Below are 16,944 nucleotides of genomic sequence, written 5' to 3'. Positions count from 1 at the left end.
AATCAGACACCTTGTTGCTGTCACAAGCTGCGAAGCAAACCGTTGTACAGGCAAGTTATGTTGAGCTGATTTTTGACATGATGAAGCAAAATAGCAGCATGAATGAATAGAGAACGCTTGGGTAACTAAGGGCTCTATACGTAAAACGTTAAGTAATGAGATAAGAAATGACCTATCGCGATGAAGACCTGAAACTGGCTAAATCTCAGGCAAGAGAAATATGGAAGATACTTGATTATGTTCGAGGGGCATCTCCTATATCGAACTATCGCTCATTAGCCTATTCAATTTTCTTTATACGTTATCTCCAATCCAATACCGGTCAGCATTTTGAGGCACCAAGGTTCGATTCTTTTAATGTTATTGCTCGTTACTCTTATGAGTTGGTTGAGCATGCTGTTCATCTAGGATTAATTCATCACGATGTGTCCAATTTTCTGTGTGATTACTTAGAAAATACATTTCGTTCATTCGACAACATTAATGAGTCTTTTGTTCGTCATGCAATCAGAGATAGGCTATTAAATAGAAGTGCTTCCATAGCGTCACTTTCTCTATCTGAATTAAATTTGCTCTTTGCTGAGAATGAAGGCAAATCAGGGGGGGAATTTTACACTCCCAAAGATGTAAACCACTTGGTCACAGCGCTAGGTTTGCGCTATCAACCAAAGTCAGTGTGCGACCCATTTGCAGGGGCTGGAAACACAGCATTTTCTTTTTCCAATGTAAGTAAAGAAAGAGTTTATATAGATACTCAAGAAGTCAACAAGGACGCTTATTTTCAACTAATAATAAGCCGAGTAATCAGGGGGATAAAAGGTAGAGATTTTTTTGGTGACTCCTTATCGAATCCCATCTATCAGAAAAATGAATACGACCTAATTGTTTCCTTTCCACCTTTTGGAATGAAAATCCCCAAATCATCTCGGGAAGATATTTACCATTCAATGGGTAATGAGTGGCTAGACGTAGCCAGCATTCTGCCTGAAAGTAGAAGTGATTGGTTTATAACGCTATCAATGCTGTCAGCCCTTACTGAGAGAGGTAAGTTGTTAGTTGGTATGTCTCTAGGGGCCTTAACGAGAACAGGCTCTGAAGCCAAAGTTCGCGAGTATTTAGTGTCTCAAGGAGTTATCGAACAGGTCATTTTATTACCTAAAAACATCCATTACTCGACGTCAATTCCGACAGTGCTTCTCGTTCTCAATTCAGGGTTAGAGAATAAAAACAATAGAAGCGTCAAATTTGTCGATGCTTCGTTGTTTTATGAACCAGCTCGAGGTCGAAATGTTCTCTCACCCGACAATATAAATGCGATTGTTGAGGCTTGTGACAATGACGGCCGATTTAGTGTTAGCTTGCCCCCTCGGCAGATAGCAGAAAGACAATTTAACTTAGATCCTTCTCTTTACGTACGCAAAGACCTCAAAGTTAGTGAAGTTTCTGTAAGCAACTTTAGGGGATACACGGATTTTAAAGTGCCAATGCATTCTTCTCTGAATGTCTTGGTTGGTGAAAATGGTGCCGGTAAAACTTCAATTTTAGAAGCGGTGGCTTGTGGTCTTGGTCCTTTTCTTACCGCTATGCCTGATGCAAAGGGAAAGCTGATAAAAAAATCGGATATTCATGTTAGTTCAAACGGGGTTGCGAGCCATGCTCGTATAGCGATTGAGACAACATCAAGTTTGAGTTGGGACCTTGTAGCTAAAGGTGCGGGGACTTCAGAGCCTCCGAAGATAGGAACGGCAGCATTAACTGGCTATGCCAGTCAGTTGGTTGATAGCCAATCTGAATTTCCATTGATCGCCTACTATGGAACAAGTCGCGCCCTCACCCCAACAAGTTCTAAAGTAGCAATAAACCCCTTCGAAAAAGATATTCGTGGCGAAGGTTATGACTCTGCTCTAGATGCTAAGGTGAACTACGGCATTATAAAAAACTGGTTCTCGAAAATTGAAGTAGATGAGCTTCGAAAGCGTGATGAGCTAAAACAACACAAGTTTATCCACCCGGCAAAGAGACTTGTCTCTGAAGCTGTTTATCAGATTGTAGAGCGAGCAACGAGCATAGAATTTGATAAAAACAGCAATGATGTTGTGGTGCATTGGAAAAATGAGAAGGATGAGTGTGTACAGCTTACCTTAGAGCAGCTAAGCGAAGGCTATAGAAATATGGTCGCTTTAACAATCGACTTAGTACGACGTGCCTATTTACTTAACCCTGCCAGTAATAACCCATTAGCAGTGAATGGGATTGTTCTAATCGATGAAATTGAGCTTCACCTACACCCAAGATGGCAGCAGAAAGTTCTAAATGATCTTACAAGCTTGTTTAAGAACGTCCAATTTATTGTTACTACGCATAGTCCTCAAGTACTTACCACTGTTCATGCAGAATCAATCCGAATTGTTTCTGCCGATGAAAGTGAAGCAAAACTATTAACAGGAACTAGTACTTATGGCTCTGAAAGTACAAGAATGTTGGAAGACGTCTTGGGTGGCAATATTCGACCTCAACACATTGATATTGTCAAAAAGCTAAATCGTTATACGGAATTGGTAGAAGCTGATCAATGGGATACAGATGAGGCGTTAGAGCTTAAAACTGTTCTATATCGATGGGGTGGGCAGACAGAAGCTGAACTTCAAAAATTAGAAACTGATATTCGTATTCGTGAGTTTGATCGAGACAATGAAAACCATCAATAAAGGAGCGGAACCAAACCGACTGGGTGTATTCAGAGCAGCAAACCCTGACGCTTTGTGGGATAAAGATAAAAAAGACAATGAATTAATTGGCGAAACTTTCCGCTGTTGCGGAGCAAGATATCAGGAAACACAGCAACAACTACGGACGGACCAAGGCAATTTATGTGCATATTGTGAACAGGATTTATTGTCAGGAACAAACGGAGCTCTAGATGACTGCCGCATCGAGCATTTTCACCCAAAATCGAAACGCGAGCAGGGAGAGCCTAACTGGGGGTTAGATTGGGCTAACTTACTAGTTGTTTGCTGTGGTGGAAATCAAAGCAAAGTTGTTGAGCCTGAGCAGAGGTTCGATACTGATCGGAAAAACTATTCTTGTGATGTACCAAAAGATGACAAAATTCTGGATACGACTATCTTCAACCCACTAAATTTACCTCACCACAACATTTGGAAGTTTTCTCGAACTACGGGCCAAATGGATGTAAATGAGAGTGCTTGTGAAGTTCAGGGGCTAGACACTGAAATGGCGCGCCAAACAATTAAAGAACTAAATTTAAATTCTCCACGCTTAATGCGGGCTCGAAAAATGATTCTTGAAGACCTCAATAGTCGAATCACAGAAAGAGTGGGACGTGGGCTAACGATAGAACAGGCTCGTAGTTCATTAGCCACATCTATACTTAGGAAAAATCGAGCTGGAGACTGGCCATCGTTTTTTAGTGCAATACGCTTTTACTTAGGGCAGCAAGCTGAACACACTTTAGTTCATCCACTTTAAATAACATTGATCTGTTTAGTTTCAACCATTAGACAAACCACCTCGTTAGAGTCACACAGTATGAAATGAACTATCCGGAAATTCCGGATAGTTCATCACAAAGCTTTATTTCGATGGCCTTTGGATTCAAGCTCCAGTGCGAGTATCAAACCCACCAACCGAAAAGCACCCCAAAAGCGCTCTTACTCACAGCCCACCGCGTGCAGCCCCATGGGCTTTCACATGTGAAAGTACATAAGCCCTCATGCACTACAACAAATAGGCCAAATCCCACAATAATCTAGAAATTTACCGTCACAATCCCATCAAAAGAAATAATCGACACTCAGGTCCCACAATGATTGGAGTACAACTCCCCTACATCCCCGCCAAAACAATAAAGCAACGAAAATAATCCGTAACAACGTCCCACAAAGATAGGTATCTGGAAAGCACAGGGATAGGTCCCAGGAGAGGAATCGCTGTCATGCTTACCAATCAACGGTGGGACACGAGGAAAATTACGCACCCCAAAAGGGCAATTACAGATGCGTAAGTAATAGTACGTTTGCGCTACCTTGAGCAAAACAAACAAGGAGCCAATATGACTGTATTAAATGAACATTCCGCCGCCTATCAATGGCATCAACGAGCCCAGCAGCGACACCCCGAAAATGAACATGAATGCTTTGAACTCGCGCTTTCCCAATCACTAAAAGCCCTTGCCGATATCGAGAACTTTGCAATGCAGGAGCCCTACTTGCTTGAGTTTTTAGCCAGTTGCTACGCTAACCAGTTTTGGCGAATCCATCGAGCCCATAAGGACACCTCACCTGGCCGCTACGGCTGCCGTGTTCGGGTTCGGAACCATCGCTTTGAAGCGGCTTGGTACTACAACTGGTACATCAGTGCTAACCAAATGTCTCAGCGAAACAACAAAGAACAACGCGTTCGCTCAAAGCATTTAGCCAAAGGAAAAGGCTTTCGTTACCCACCGGGGCGCTTTTCAAAAGCCAACGATGAATGGGAATCCGATCTTATTGAGTACACAGAAGATGCCTTCGCACTGATCCGTGAAGTACGCCATGAAATCCTCACCATCAAACAAAAAGCGCAAATCTGTACAAAACGACTTAACAAGCTTCGTGAGCACTTTCAAAAATCCCAAAATGGAGAAGCATAATGACTAAGAAAACCATACCAAACGTCGGTATTACCGACTATTGCGGAGAGCTAGATCTATCAGATTTTGATATTGCACTGCCAGAACAATCTCCGTTGCCAAAATTAATCAAAGATTTACCTCTGTTTGTCGCCGATGAATCGAAGATACTAACGCTTGCGGCTAAAGACCTTGAGGCACGATTGGAAAAGCTGTGCAAAGCTCTGACAGCTGAGTACAAAGTGAAATATCCAATACGCTACAAATTCAAAGTCAAAAAATCAAAAGGCTTTCCAGAGATCACATGGTATCGCCTAATTCTTCATCGCTATCCAGACGAAGAGCTTGAAGAAAAAGAAGTATCCGAAGGGGTATTGAGACGTTTTTCAAACGCAATGCCCTGGGAGATCCCGCTGTATTTGCATTTGCTCGACGAGTTAGAAAAGCTTAATCAACGTGTTATCCGTATCATCACACTGGCCGAAGCCATTAAAGAACTCACTAAAGCCACTAAGAAATACAACACTTAACGTACTGGGTTGCTCCATACTTGCCGGTGTGGAGCTCCACTTAGTCATGGACTTGTAGTTTGAAAATAGGTGGTAAAATTAAGGAAGTAGAGGCTTAGGAATACTAAGCTAAAGAGAAACAAAATTAATGGAGGTTTTATGGAGCTTTGGATTTGGCTGGGTGGTTTATTACTGACAGTCGCCGCAGTCGGTGGGGTATTTTGGTATTCAGGACGAGAGCGATAGCTTTATTGCGAACCTTTGGGTTCCTTTTTAATTTGCTAATCGCCAATGCGATAGATGTCTTCTTTAATATCTATGCCTAGACCTAATGTCCTACTTTTCTTTTTAGTAGGATAGTGCTTACTAATTGGTGTTTGTTGATGAACAAGAACAGCCTTCACAATAGAGAATAGTAAATATGCCGATATTGAAATCACTGCAATTTGCCAATTCATATAAGCTATCGCAGCCCAAAAAACTATAGCTGAAAAATGGCTTCTATGTACTAATACGATAAAACTCATAGCCCAATAGACAATTGGAACTGACATCAAAGCCCAGCCCCAAGCCGTATCGGTAGCCATAGCGAACCCCAGCAACAAAAGAAATAAACCGAAAACATTAACCATATGCTTCATACTTACGAACTCAATGAATTTTATATATCTAGTGTATCATAGAATAAGAAAATGCAATTGTGCACATATGTTTTGCTGCTCACTTTCACATGTGAAAGTGCGATAGCTGGTAGCCAAAAAAAACAGCAAACTTAAATCCTTCCCTTAATCGAGGATTTTCCAGTTAACGGAGAACCCTCAAAGAAATTTGAGGTGTTGTATGTCAAAAATCGAAGTTAACGGTCTGATTACACTTAATGATGCACATGTTCATCAAAGGCGTGGGGTAACAGCCTCTAGAACGTATCGGCTAGAACGAGGTTCGAGTCAATGCAGTGGATACGCGGCTCTGTAAAAACTCTACCAGAAAGCTTGGATTGTCCAAAATGGGCAGATCCAGAGTCTTTGCAGAGCAAATTGGATTGATATTATTTATCTAATTTCCCCCCCCACGAAAGGAGAATGAAAATGACTAAATGTGATTATGTTAATATTGAAAAAATGCAGGAAGCTGTTCAAGCATTGGATCGCGCAATTGATGCTGATATTGGTGAACAGGTTGTTCAAGCACTTGAATCGGAAGATGTTATTGATATTGGTGTCATTGTTGACAAAAACGGACATCCTGGCATTGGTAATGGCTTGCTGTTTGATGTCTACACCTCTAAGGATGACGCTACTTTGGTCGCTACGGCGCTAAATGAAGCAGATGCTTTCTTGCTGTCGCTTATAGATAACCCAGCCCAGCAGGAACGTCGTTCTGATTACCAGGTTCAACAAGACACAATCCTCGCCCTTGTTAACAATTTTACCGATGTTGATTTGGATAATGTACCAAGCTTAGTGGTAGGTAATATCCAAGAAGCTAAACGGGTGCTAGAGGACGCTATACAGGGGTTGTTGTAATCACTACTTCGGTTTGACCGCTGAACAATGTGAAATGCGATCGCTGGAACTGGATCGAATCGAGCTGGAATTTGTTATCGCCTTGGATGCTGCTGAAAGCGGTGAATCTTGGGAGGAAGTTTTTGGTGTCGATGAAGCAGCTCATTGATCGTGAAAAAAACCGGGTTTCCCGGCTTTTTTAGTTTCTGATTTAGCGTTCGTAGATGGTGACAAGTGTTCTAATGCCCTGATCATTTAGTACTAGGAAGTAGAGCTCACTGCTCGGATGGCCCCATTCTTCTATATTGTCAGCGGTGCCGTACTTTTGGACTTTGCGACGACGCTCTCGTTCCGCAAGAGGGTAAATGCGAAGCTCCGGGTTCTGGATGCGTTTGACCAGTGACAGCCACGGGGCTTTGGGCTTGCCTGAGGTTATCCGCTCGCTGTATCGTGATACAGCGTGAGCTGTTACCAAGACCGTGCCCATTGCAGGTGTTTCGATAGCATCAAAGGTGCCTGCGTATTGCTTTCGTTCAGCCAGCAGTAGTTCTGTAGCCTCTTCTTCAATGTTGGCCATGTACTCTGTTTTAGTGGAGACCTCGATCTGCACTCCTGCCAAACGAGATTGTAGGAAGGCTGCAAACTTTTTGGCGCACTTTTTGTCAGATCTTCCCCGTACCAGTTTCTTGATGGCACCTTTTGATACAACCAGTTTGTAGCCTCTTCCTGTTCCTGGAACTCGGCCAAAAACTTGTTTTTCGAGCAGCAGGTAGCGAATGGCGCATAACTCGCAGAATAGGGCGCTATCGTTGCTTTCAAAATCGAGGGTGACATTGAGTATGCCTTTTCGTTGGGTACCCACACGCCAAAATACTCGGCTCTGGATGCTACTGAGTTGTTCTGATACGGTCGTTAATGTCATCATAATTTTGTTTCCATTGAGGAACTGGTATGCAGCGTCGCCAGTTCCGCTCTTATATGGCTTCAGTTAGCTTTGAGGAGTTACGAACATAAGTTGTTGACCATGTTCATAAAGCACCGGGTAAGGTAGTGTTTGCCCATCCTTAAAGACGGTATTGGGAGGAAAGTACATAGCTGACCATGCAGGGAGGCTGGCACTTAACTGCCGATAGAATTCATCGACCGGAAAGGAAACCTTTTCAGTTGTCTGCTGGAAAATAATTCGGCTGTATTGACTAGGGTGATTAGAATCTAGAATAAAACTTGCATCTGGCCCAGAAGTGATAAATTCAGGTGTTTGCCAATCACTTATCCGAGCAACGTGAGTTGCAATTACGCAATGCTCAGGTTTGCAGCCGAACTGAGGCGCATCTACTGTCCATATATTGATATCCCAGCCATTCAGTTTTGGCATCGTAATACCTTTGTCGGCCAGTTTTTCAACGATTATTCCCATATTCTGGGCTGTATTTATTAGGCTTGTATCCACAAGTTCCTCGAATTTGATACGAGCATCATCTTTATTAGTAGCTTCTGTTTTGGGCATCCAGGCCATTAATGATGGGCGAGCGGACGGGTTATCAGGCGTCGCCATGATATTTCCTGCATTGAATGCTAGAGTCTGAGCGCCAGTCATCCCAGACAATGGTGCATCGAGTGAAGTTAGTAGGGCTGTTGCATTTAGTGCGCGAAGCAAAAGTGATTTTTTGTAGGAGCTAGTACCATCTGAAGAGTCTTGTAAATCTTGATCGTAAATCCCGCCAGCTCTAGCAATGTTTAGTGCTCTACTCTGTTGTGCATCGTATTGCTTTGGTGATGCAGCGCAGCCGTTTAAAAAGAGGCTGTAAATGATAGTTGATAATAACAGTGTCAATTTGTGGTTCATTCGTCATTCTCCATTTATTGATATTTGTTTCATATATAACATCTCATGGAAAACCATAAACGCAAGCCTAAGAAAGTGACTTTTTCAAATGTTTTTAACCTGTTACGACAGAACAATTTAAAGTTAATCCCGATTTCTCCCAAAATGCGCTTTCAGAAGCTGAACCGTTATGGGGAAGACGACTCGCAAGTATGGATCAATCCTAAAGGAAATCTTTATTTTCAGTTAATTAAGTCTGAAAAGCACTTGCTACTGGTGACTGTCTTTTCAAAACTCAGCTACTCATTTACGGATTTAGGAGCTTAGGAAGGCTAAGCTAAACATTAAAAAATTATCGAGGAGATGTTATGGAACTTTGGATATGGTTGTGTGGCTTACTATTGACTGTAGCGGCTGTAGGTGGCGTCTTCTGGTACGCTGGGCGGGATAAGTAGAACTAAGCGCTATCTGACTTATTCAGCTCTTGCTTAAGGTGAGTGATGAGTGCTTGTTTTTCCTTTTCATTAAGCTGTTCTATTAGGCAAGCCAGCTCAGCTGAACTATCAGAGTCAGAGAAGAAAAACGCAACAGGCACACCAAGCTCCTGAGCGAGCTTTTGTAGCGTACCGATATCGGGCATATGACGCCCTTTTTCATAATGATTCATACGGCCACTCGCTGAACTTGGGTCCATACCCAAACGGATACCAAGCTCCCTCTGGCTGATACCAACGCGATTTCTTGCCTGTTTAAGGCGCTGTGGAAATGGATTTGTTTTAGACAAGCGAGAATCATCATCAACCTACGATGCTTAGATTTTCTAAGTTTTAATTATACCTGTATACTTAGGAAAACTAAGCACAAAATGGAGACTAAGATGAAAACACTAAAAAAGTTCGCACTATTTTGCGTTTTTTGTCTTGGTGCGTTAGTGACTGTATATCAGAGCTGGGGAGTGATGTTGATGGCCATCCCAAGCGTTATTTGGCTACATAAGCCTTTGGTTGTTATCCACACAAATAAGTACATCGCGTTGTTATTTTGGTTTGTACTCTTTTATATAAACTGGCTATTCGCCACTGCCGCCGCCCTCACCTATTTCTTTGTTCATGTCTGGCATTTGCACCAACAGAACATTCCGCTCAATTACTCGTATTGCACCAAGCGAACGCCTCGCCTCATCAACCCAAGCACTGGTTTGTTGATGAAGAACAGGCACTTTGATATCGCAGGTAATGCTTATGGCTGGAAGAATGATTGATCTGAGTAGGTGATGATCACACTCGTCCCTACAGGAAAGGATCGTAAATACAAAATGATCCACGATCCATAGCAAAAGCCTCCGATCAATAACTGATGAGTTTAATGATCAAAAGATATCTCCTGCTTATCCACAATGAGTCAACTTGGTGATCAACCGATAAATAACTGCAAAATCAGATTGTTTTGAAAAGGAAATTTCTCATGAAACCGAAGGCTAGGTTCACTCAGTTATCGTTACTAATTTTGCTCACTGGATGTGCCTCTACATCAAGTCCTATCCAATATGACAACAGCCAAAGCCGTGCTCATAACATTGCTCATGCAGGTGGGCTCTACCAAACAGAAGACAAAGTCATTCCAATGAGAGACTTTGAAGCATTTAAGCTCGCGAAAGCTGCCGCAGGAAATACATTGTTGCTCACGTCTTCAGTAGGTGTGGGACTTGAGTTAAGTGAAGGACTGGACCTTAGTTTGCTAACGTCATTACTGGAACAGCCTGATACCGCTTCGCGAAACAGCATTATTGCTTGGATGCCTATACAAGAATCGACATCCGCTCGAGACGCACAGCAAAAGTTGATCTACCACTTCAACGCAGCCATCGAAACCGTGCTTCAAGAACAATCTATTCACTATGAGCGCACTAATGGCAATTCAGAACAAAAGATAGAGTTCTGCTTCCATGTGCAGACTACCAATGCCCAAAATACCAAGCTGGTATGACAAACCAGGACCTATGCTACATCACCGCTGAAGTTTTCGAACCGAGAAGAACGATGTCACCGTCTTTCGTCAACAATGGACAGGAAAGTTATGCATTTGAGTCTCACAGCAGTATATCATTAAGGGATACCTGAACAATTGATAAAGATACCAGCGTAGCAAATGCTGCGCTGGTAGACTTGGTTATGAATAGACGGTTACACGTTAAACCACGCGAAAACTAATATCAGTTGACCATTTCTCACTGTTATACACTTCCAAGTGTTTGACATACTCCTCTATAATTTCAACTTGCTCAGTCCAATGAGCATTGAAACTATATTGAAGCGGCTTGTTTTGCCAGCCGGTCATTTTCAAACGCCAGTAGCCAAACCCCTGATCAAGCCTTATGACTACCCGCTTACCGGATTTAAGAGTAAGGGTCAGCATTCGGCGATGAGCAATATCGCTACGGTTTTCGAATAGGACAACTTCAGGTGCAATGCTTGTTGCTTGCTCAATGACCCTTGTCATAACAAGTCTTTGATCATCCTTGTGATACCAATCCTGGTGAAGAAATCTTGCATTTTGTTCTTTCTCACTGAAAAGCGTTTCAATGGTCAAAGTTGGGCTTGTCTTCATAACGCTAGTCAGTGAAGAGAATACCTGACGTAAGAACAGCAGAGCAGCAGGTGATTGAAGATATCTATCTGAATATTGAATCGCTTCAATATTATCATTCTGCATCAGTGTTTTCAGATCTGGGTTATTTAATAAAAGATGCTGCCAGAAACTAACACCAAAGGAGTCTAACTTACCATTTAGTTCGCTAACGATTTCCGCTTCGCCATATTGAGTAGGCTGATTGAACTCTGCCAACTCCAAAGCAACGGGCACAGAATCAACTAAAGCTAGTGTTTTGCTAATAGTTGAAGCGCCCGATGACATCATCCAATATCGACCAGGTACGCGAAGTGCATCTGCGTCCCGAGCGGCAAAAGAGACAACGCCTGAATCGTCAACAATCTGTGCAACGAGGTTTTCTGGGCTAAGAACTGCTTCTTCTACTTCAACGCCCATTGCACGATATGCATTCAGTTCGGATTTTGTTTCTTCATCCAGAACAATATTTTTAGGTAAGATAAACTTAACAACACGATCTTCATTTAAAACAAAGCTAGCTAGCTGTTTCTTGAAAACTGGATGGCAGAGATCCCAGTCATTTACGCTATCTGAGAGTAAGAAAACAACCTTCGAACAGCCCCTCTGAACATAATGGTCAACATTCTCTGCAACTGAGAAAGGACTATACGACCCTCCATCAATCACTTCTGGACCCGTGTTCGATAGATCCAACCCTTCAAGCCAGTCTAAAGCAGCGAGTCTGTCGAGTTTTTCAACATCATGCCTTGAATCGGTCTCTAGTAGGCAGTCACCACAAACTGATTGGCACTTTGGACACTTCAACTTTGATACGGTCTTTGCCAGTAAAGCCTCTATATGCTTTGGTGCTGATGAAGCGAAACCCGCACCACCACTGATTATATCGAAGAGCTGTAAGGCCAAACCTGCTTCACCATTGGGTAGAATTATCGGTCGAACCGCATAACCCATTTCATTAACCGCAACACCAAGAAGCTCAGCAAGAGCAGCACGAAGAGACACAGCAAGCGTGGTAGCAACTGTTCTCCCATCTTCATTGTCTGCAATAAACTCATTTCGAAGCGGATGCTTGAGAACAAGCTCAAAAACGTCTGTCTTTATGTGACTCCCCAAATGAACATCTTTCAATATTGTCGTGCTACCGCCACACGAGGCTCGAGGGTCCTCACCATCAAGCTTACCTGCCTGCAACGGAACATGAGGTACGGACGGTGAGAAGTGTTTAGGAAACTCGCCGCTAGAAGTCATTGACTCAGCGCGACCGCATGACATACACAGTGCATACCCTTTGCCAGATGCACCTGCTGTGTGATTGAAGACTCTCCCATCAGGGCTAGCAACCATATAACCCATATCAGGGTTAGGTAAGTTCTTTTGTGTTCCAGAAACAGAGATCCATGGTGCCTCAACGGGGATAAAAGCCTGCTGCGAGATATCGTTTGAAGGACTGTGATAGAAGTCTGTAACGAACCCTGTTGGCTGAAGCACCTTGCGCTGATTCTTCGTGTCTATCTTCTCGCCACATTTTTCGTTATCACAATAGATATCATCTTGTTCAATCGCGACACCATCTAGATAACCGGTCTGCCCGCAATGATTGCAGCGCCAGGCCAAATCAAACTTTTGAGCCTCCACTGCATCCGATTTAGAAATATTGTGCCAGTTAAGGGCAACACCACCTGAACGGAATACTCGGCCATCCAGAACAACTTCTGCACCGGGGGCATACTCTCGAATGGCAACCGCAAGGTTTCGGCTTGGTAAACCCCGCGCTCGAGAGACATTATCTTCCCTGTCATCTTCTTTCTTCTTCCCTTCGAGCTTGTCTCGCTTGAAGTCTTCAATATTAGTGTTATTGAACGTGACCACATCAGTTGGGAAGCCATAACCTGGTAAGAATGATTTCGCCGCCAATTCTCGAAGTAAATACTCTTTACATAAACGGTTCAGTTCTTGTTTGAGACGGAAAGCAAAAGGACTTCCCTCTTCAGCTCTCGCTTGCTCAGATTCAAGTCGCTTGTAGTCTTCCAGCCAGCGTTTGGAAAGCGTTTTCATCATAAGCGACGCTTGTTCCAATAAGCTGGTAGCTGAACTGGAGGCCAGCACTGTTCCAGCTACTAGGGTTTGGAGTTCCTTGTCTAACGCGATCGCACCTGTTTTTAGCCATGTTATGAATCTATCGCTGACGGATATTGACTCTCCTGACGCAAGATAGAACCACTCCAAATTAAGCGACGTTCGCTCTGTTTTTGTATTTCCGACCTGTTCTCGCAGGAACACAGAAAGCAGCATGGAATTGACATGACGCTGAACCAAGCGTGAAGAATTAAACGCGACATACGGTGCTGGGATCGACGTTTCAAAAGGCCACTTAGGGTTATTGAACGCCTGCTGATCATGAGGGTTTCCCTTACACAACGTGTAGGAAATAGCGCGTGACTCTTTGCTCCGGCCCGCACGTCCAGCTCGCTGTAAATAGTTAGCTGGGTGAGGCGGTACGTTATTCATCACTACTGCAGAAATACCACCGATATCAACGCCCATTTCCATGGTTGTAGAACAGTTGAGCACGTTGATTTTGCCCGACTTGAACATCTCCTCATATTTCTCTAAACGCTCAGCAGACTGCTGTGCAGAATGTTCAGCGGTACGGTAGTAAAAACCACCTTCAACGACTCTGTCGTTGATATCCGTCCATAAGTTTTGCTCCCTTAAAGCCTGTACCTTTGGATCCTCTGAGACCTGCTTACGTGTAAGCAGTAGACCCTTACCGAAATCAGCTTGGTCGTCTCCAAATTCCCAAATCTGTGGGTAGTCTACTGCCACGCAGGTGTAATCATCGTTACCCAGCTTTATCGGTAAATATGGCGTCAATCCCTTGAAGGTCGTATCGAGAAGCTTATGAGTACGCGAGCAAACGTACACTTTATCGGTGAATGAGAAGGTAAGTTGTTCTCTGTTTAGGAAGAATTTGTTCCCATCATTTTTTAGAACACCCACGTTTTTCGATGTTAGGTCACCCCATGCCGCGCGTAGCCAGCTATCAATAAGGTCAATGCCAATCACCGAGTCTTTATCCACACCACTTCCTAAAGCAAGCAGCTTGACCAATCGGTTCATACTGTTTCGGCTTGCAAGTGGCCATTTCTTCACACTGTTCTCATCTTGCTCTTCCGAGTCAGGATTTCTCAAACGTTTTGCGGAAAAGCGATTACCAATCCACTTTCTCCAATCTTCCTCCAACAGCATGTAGGTGTTTTCGCGGATATAAAAATCCAAGGCAACTTTGAGGAAATCAAGCCAGTCTTGGAGTGTTAACCCATGCTGCTCCCATTTTTCAGGAATGCGTTTTATTGTCTTGAGACCCGTGTACCCAACTTTTATTAGGCCTTGTGTTTCAGAACTGTTCTGTCGTTTCGGGCGACGGGAAAACTCTCGGAACAATAACATTTCAGCAAGTTTCAACGCCCCGTCTGTTTGTTTAAACGTCTCCGGTGACAGGTACTTGCTGTATTCCAGCATGCTTCCGGTCACGTCACTCTTCTGAGATAATTTGGATACCATTTCAGACCAAGATACTTCAACGATTGATAGCGTTTGGCTGCCTTCCGATAGCGCTTTTGCCTTTTCTTCTAGATCGTCTGCATGACTCGAGAGCCCCATAGCACGAAGTTCTTGAGCTTTAATTAACAATGCTTCTGGAGAAACGTCTGAGTTCACTTGTTCTGGAGCAGGTTGAGATAGCTGAGCATCTCTTAAAATGTCGAACACCAGCCCTCTCAGCTTTGAGCGCTCTGCTTCTTGCTGCATGCGCACTGCCATGCGCGCAGTGCCTTGGCGACTGTCGGTGAAGGTAATCAGACGTCGGCCTCGGCCAGGTCGTGACTGAGGGCCAAGTTTAGTGTCTTTATCGACGTCGATGTCCGGGCAATACTCAAGCAAGGTAGGAACAGCGTTAGCGACATAAAATGGCGAGCCTAACATTGCTCTGCGAAAAGGCATTGAACCCCGATAACCTTCAAAACCGCATTCGACACAGCGATGCTCCCCCATAGGGCCATCTTTGTCCTCGCCCCCAAAGTATTCCGATAAACCGATGCGTTCGCCTTCCAGCGCACCATAAACGCCAGACTTCCCTACATGTACGCTGCAGTAACCATTTTTATCAGCTAATGGTCGAGCAAACACATTTGGGCGGTTTGTTGTCTCACAGTCTTGGATCTCATAGTCATCATCGTCACTGGCGGTTTCATTGAGAAGTGAAAACTCATCCCCCGCACTGGCGTTCCATTGGCGAAGTTGATTTTTACGGGAGACTTTGCCAAGCAAGTGGGGTTGATTACAGTCTTGGCAGAAGGTCAACTCAAGTACTGGTGCTCCGCACTCGCACTTCTGACGTTGTGTCGCGTAAACAAAGCCAAATGGCCAATTGTCTCCAAGCGGTGTTTCGCTCTTACACCCACAATTAGCATCAATACAAGCCCAAAGCCCCTGGGTCATCCGCTGGAAGAAATGCGCGCGTAACTTTAAAAATGCTTCGCCGCTGCTACTTGCTTTTGTACCCGATGCAATATCAAGCCATTCAAGGAGTTGTTGTTGCGTAAAAAGAGGACGATTCAGACGAATGGATAACTGGGTATTGATGTCATTTAGATCCAGCGGTTTTTTTGCTTCCACTAATGTACTTCGAAGGGCAAGAGCCGTTGTGTTTCCACAGAGAGCTTCAAAACGACGCTTTGACACATCGGGCATTTGTTTGGTTTTACCTGCAATCGGTTCACCATCAGGCTCAATAGAAAGCAGTTCTTCAATTGAATAGTTGTTGCTCGGGCACTCAGGAAGGTCAGGGACGCTCCGCTTACCGCCAACAACTTCAATCTGGTTCGGTTCCACACCCGCCAAATGAGCTAGGTAGTTCTTTAGCTGTTTTTCCGCATCCTCGTCGGCAATGGTCGCTGATGTAGCAACAAAACGTACATCCTTTGCTTCTACATCAAAAGCTTGAAGTACACGACGTAACTGCAACGCCAGTTCTGCAGCTTGGGAGCCAACATAAGTGTGCGCTTCATCCAGTACAATCCAGCGCAAAGACTTTTCTTCGCGCGAGCGTTGAATGATCGGAGCGTCAATTTGGCGAACCATCATATATTCAAGCATGGTGCCGTTCGTCACCAAAATTGGCGCTGGTGCTTCCCGCATTAATTCACGTGAAAGCACTTCATTCGGACGATCTTTTTGCTTTCCACGCATCTTGTTCTTAGAGTTCTCGGTATTGCCGTTGTAAAGGCAATACCGAATGCCATCATCAAAATGTTTGGTCCATGCATCCAAACGCTCTTTTTGGGAGTTAATGAGTGCATTGAGGGGGTACAGAAATAGCGCCCTCACACCGACCAAGGGCTCTCCTTTATCTTCGTATTCGCGGTGTAAATCATTAATGATCGGCACCATGAAACACTCAGTTTTGCCTGAACCCGTGCCTGATGTCACGACTAGCGATTTGTGCTCATTTAAGAGATGCTCCCAACTGCGGAGCTGATGGCGGAAAGGTTGAAAATCTACACCAAATCGATAGCGCCCGTTCTTTTTGCTATCCAGGGCAGCAACAACCGCTTCAGACAGAAGATTCCCCGCCAGATCGCTCATCTTCGGGTCTGCAAACTCCCAGCCGAAGGTATGCTCGAATACCGGTGGTGCCAAAAATGCACTCTCTTGGCCACAATCAGAAGACATGATTTCGCTAAGGTGATTGCGAAGATTAGGATTAGTTACGCCCAAGATACTCAATGTCGATTCTTTAGTACGACTAATAGCTTGCTCAACGAGAGAAGAAAAATAACGGGTCAT

General features: G+C 44.0%; 12 protein-coding genes. 7 read left to right on the top strand and 5 right to left on the bottom strand.

Annotated features, from left to right (window positions below):
* Nucleotides 1-167 precede the first annotated feature (167 nt).
* From R8N47_RS18835 to R8N47_RS18820, 4 genes are all read left to right on the top strand, one after another.
* The gene (locus tag R8N47_RS18835; RefSeq protein ID WP_318070373.1) at nt 168-2,708 is read left to right on the top strand and encodes an N-6 DNA methylase; all 2,541 of its coding nucleotides are present in this window, start codon (nt 168-170) and stop codon (nt 2,706-2,708) included.
* Nucleotides 2,692-3,489, top strand: a complete 798-nt coding sequence (locus tag R8N47_RS18830; protein WP_069505182.1) for a retron system putative HNH endonuclease — start codon at nt 2,692-2,694, stop codon at nt 3,487-3,489. The genes R8N47_RS18835 and R8N47_RS18830 overlap by 17 nt, the downstream gene beginning before the upstream one ends.
* Before the next feature lie 583 nt (nt 3,490-4,072).
* Nucleotides 4,073-4,651: a conjugative transfer protein MobI(A/C) gene (mobI, locus tag R8N47_RS18825; protein ID WP_318070372.1), complete on the top strand. Its 579-nt coding sequence runs from the start codon at nt 4,073-4,075 to the stop codon at nt 4,649-4,651.
* Nucleotides 4,651-5,160: a hypothetical protein gene (locus R8N47_RS18820; RefSeq protein ID WP_193253930.1), complete on the top strand. Its 510-nt coding sequence runs from the start codon at nt 4,651-4,653 to the stop codon at nt 5,158-5,160. The genes mobI and R8N47_RS18820 overlap by 1 nt, the downstream gene beginning before the upstream one ends.
* A gap of 260 nt (nt 5,161-5,420) precedes the next feature.
* Here R8N47_RS18820 and R8N47_RS18815 read toward each other — a convergent pair whose 3' ends face one another.
* Nucleotides 5,421-5,726, bottom strand: a complete 306-nt coding sequence (locus R8N47_RS18815) for a hypothetical protein (RefSeq protein ID WP_318185863.1) — start codon at nt 5,724-5,726, stop codon at nt 5,421-5,423.
* 501 nt (nt 5,727-6,227) lie between these two features.
* On the opposite strand from R8N47_RS18815, the gene R8N47_RS18810 reads away from it, so the two are divergent.
* A complete protein-coding gene (locus R8N47_RS18810; protein ID WP_318070371.1) occupies nt 6,228-6,665 on the top strand; it encodes a hypothetical protein in 438 nt (145 codons plus the stop codon).
* Between the two features lie 190 nt (nt 6,666-6,855).
* Here R8N47_RS18810 and R8N47_RS18805 read toward each other — a convergent pair whose 3' ends face one another.
* The 3 genes from R8N47_RS18805 to R8N47_RS18795 form a co-directional block, all read right to left on the bottom strand.
* Nucleotides 6,856-7,569 carry a hypothetical protein gene (locus R8N47_RS18805; RefSeq protein ID WP_318070369.1) on the bottom strand — a complete coding sequence of 238 codons (714 nt, stop codon included), beginning with the start codon at nt 7,567-7,569 and terminating at the stop codon, nt 6,856-6,858.
* A gap of 63 nt (nt 7,570-7,632) precedes the next feature.
* Nucleotides 7,633-8,490, bottom strand: coding sequence for a hypothetical protein (locus R8N47_RS18800; protein WP_206625922.1), 858 nt, complete (start codon nt 8,488-8,490; stop codon nt 7,633-7,635).
* A gap of 436 nt (nt 8,491-8,926) precedes the next feature.
* Complete coding sequence (locus tag R8N47_RS18795) at nt 8,927-9,253, bottom strand: helix-turn-helix transcriptional regulator (protein WP_318070368.1); 327 nt, start codon at nt 9,251-9,253, stop codon at nt 8,927-8,929.
* Nucleotides 9,254-9,346: 93 nt separating this feature from the next.
* On the opposite strand from R8N47_RS18795, the gene R8N47_RS18790 reads away from it, so the two are divergent.
* Both R8N47_RS18790 and R8N47_RS18785 read left to right on the top strand, forming a co-directional pair.
* Nucleotides 9,347-9,730 (top strand): hypothetical protein, encoded by a 384-nt coding sequence (locus R8N47_RS18790; RefSeq protein WP_086586893.1) that lies wholly within the window; start codon nt 9,347-9,349, stop codon nt 9,728-9,730.
* Nucleotides 9,731-9,933: 203 nt separating this feature from the next.
* A complete protein-coding gene (locus R8N47_RS18785; RefSeq protein WP_318070367.1) occupies nt 9,934-10,455 on the top strand; it encodes a hypothetical protein in 522 nt (173 codons plus the stop codon).
* 204 nt (nt 10,456-10,659) lie between these two features.
* Here R8N47_RS18785 and R8N47_RS18780 read toward each other — a convergent pair whose 3' ends face one another.
* Complete coding sequence (locus tag R8N47_RS18780; protein ID WP_318070366.1) at nt 10,660-16,944, bottom strand: DEAD/DEAH box helicase; 6,285 nt, start codon at nt 16,942-16,944, stop codon at nt 10,660-10,662.

It is taken from the genome of Vibrio sp. 2132-1, from assembly GCF_033344315.1.
Note: the sequence above shows the minus strand (reverse complement) of the source record. Positions and strands in the feature narration are given on the sequence as shown.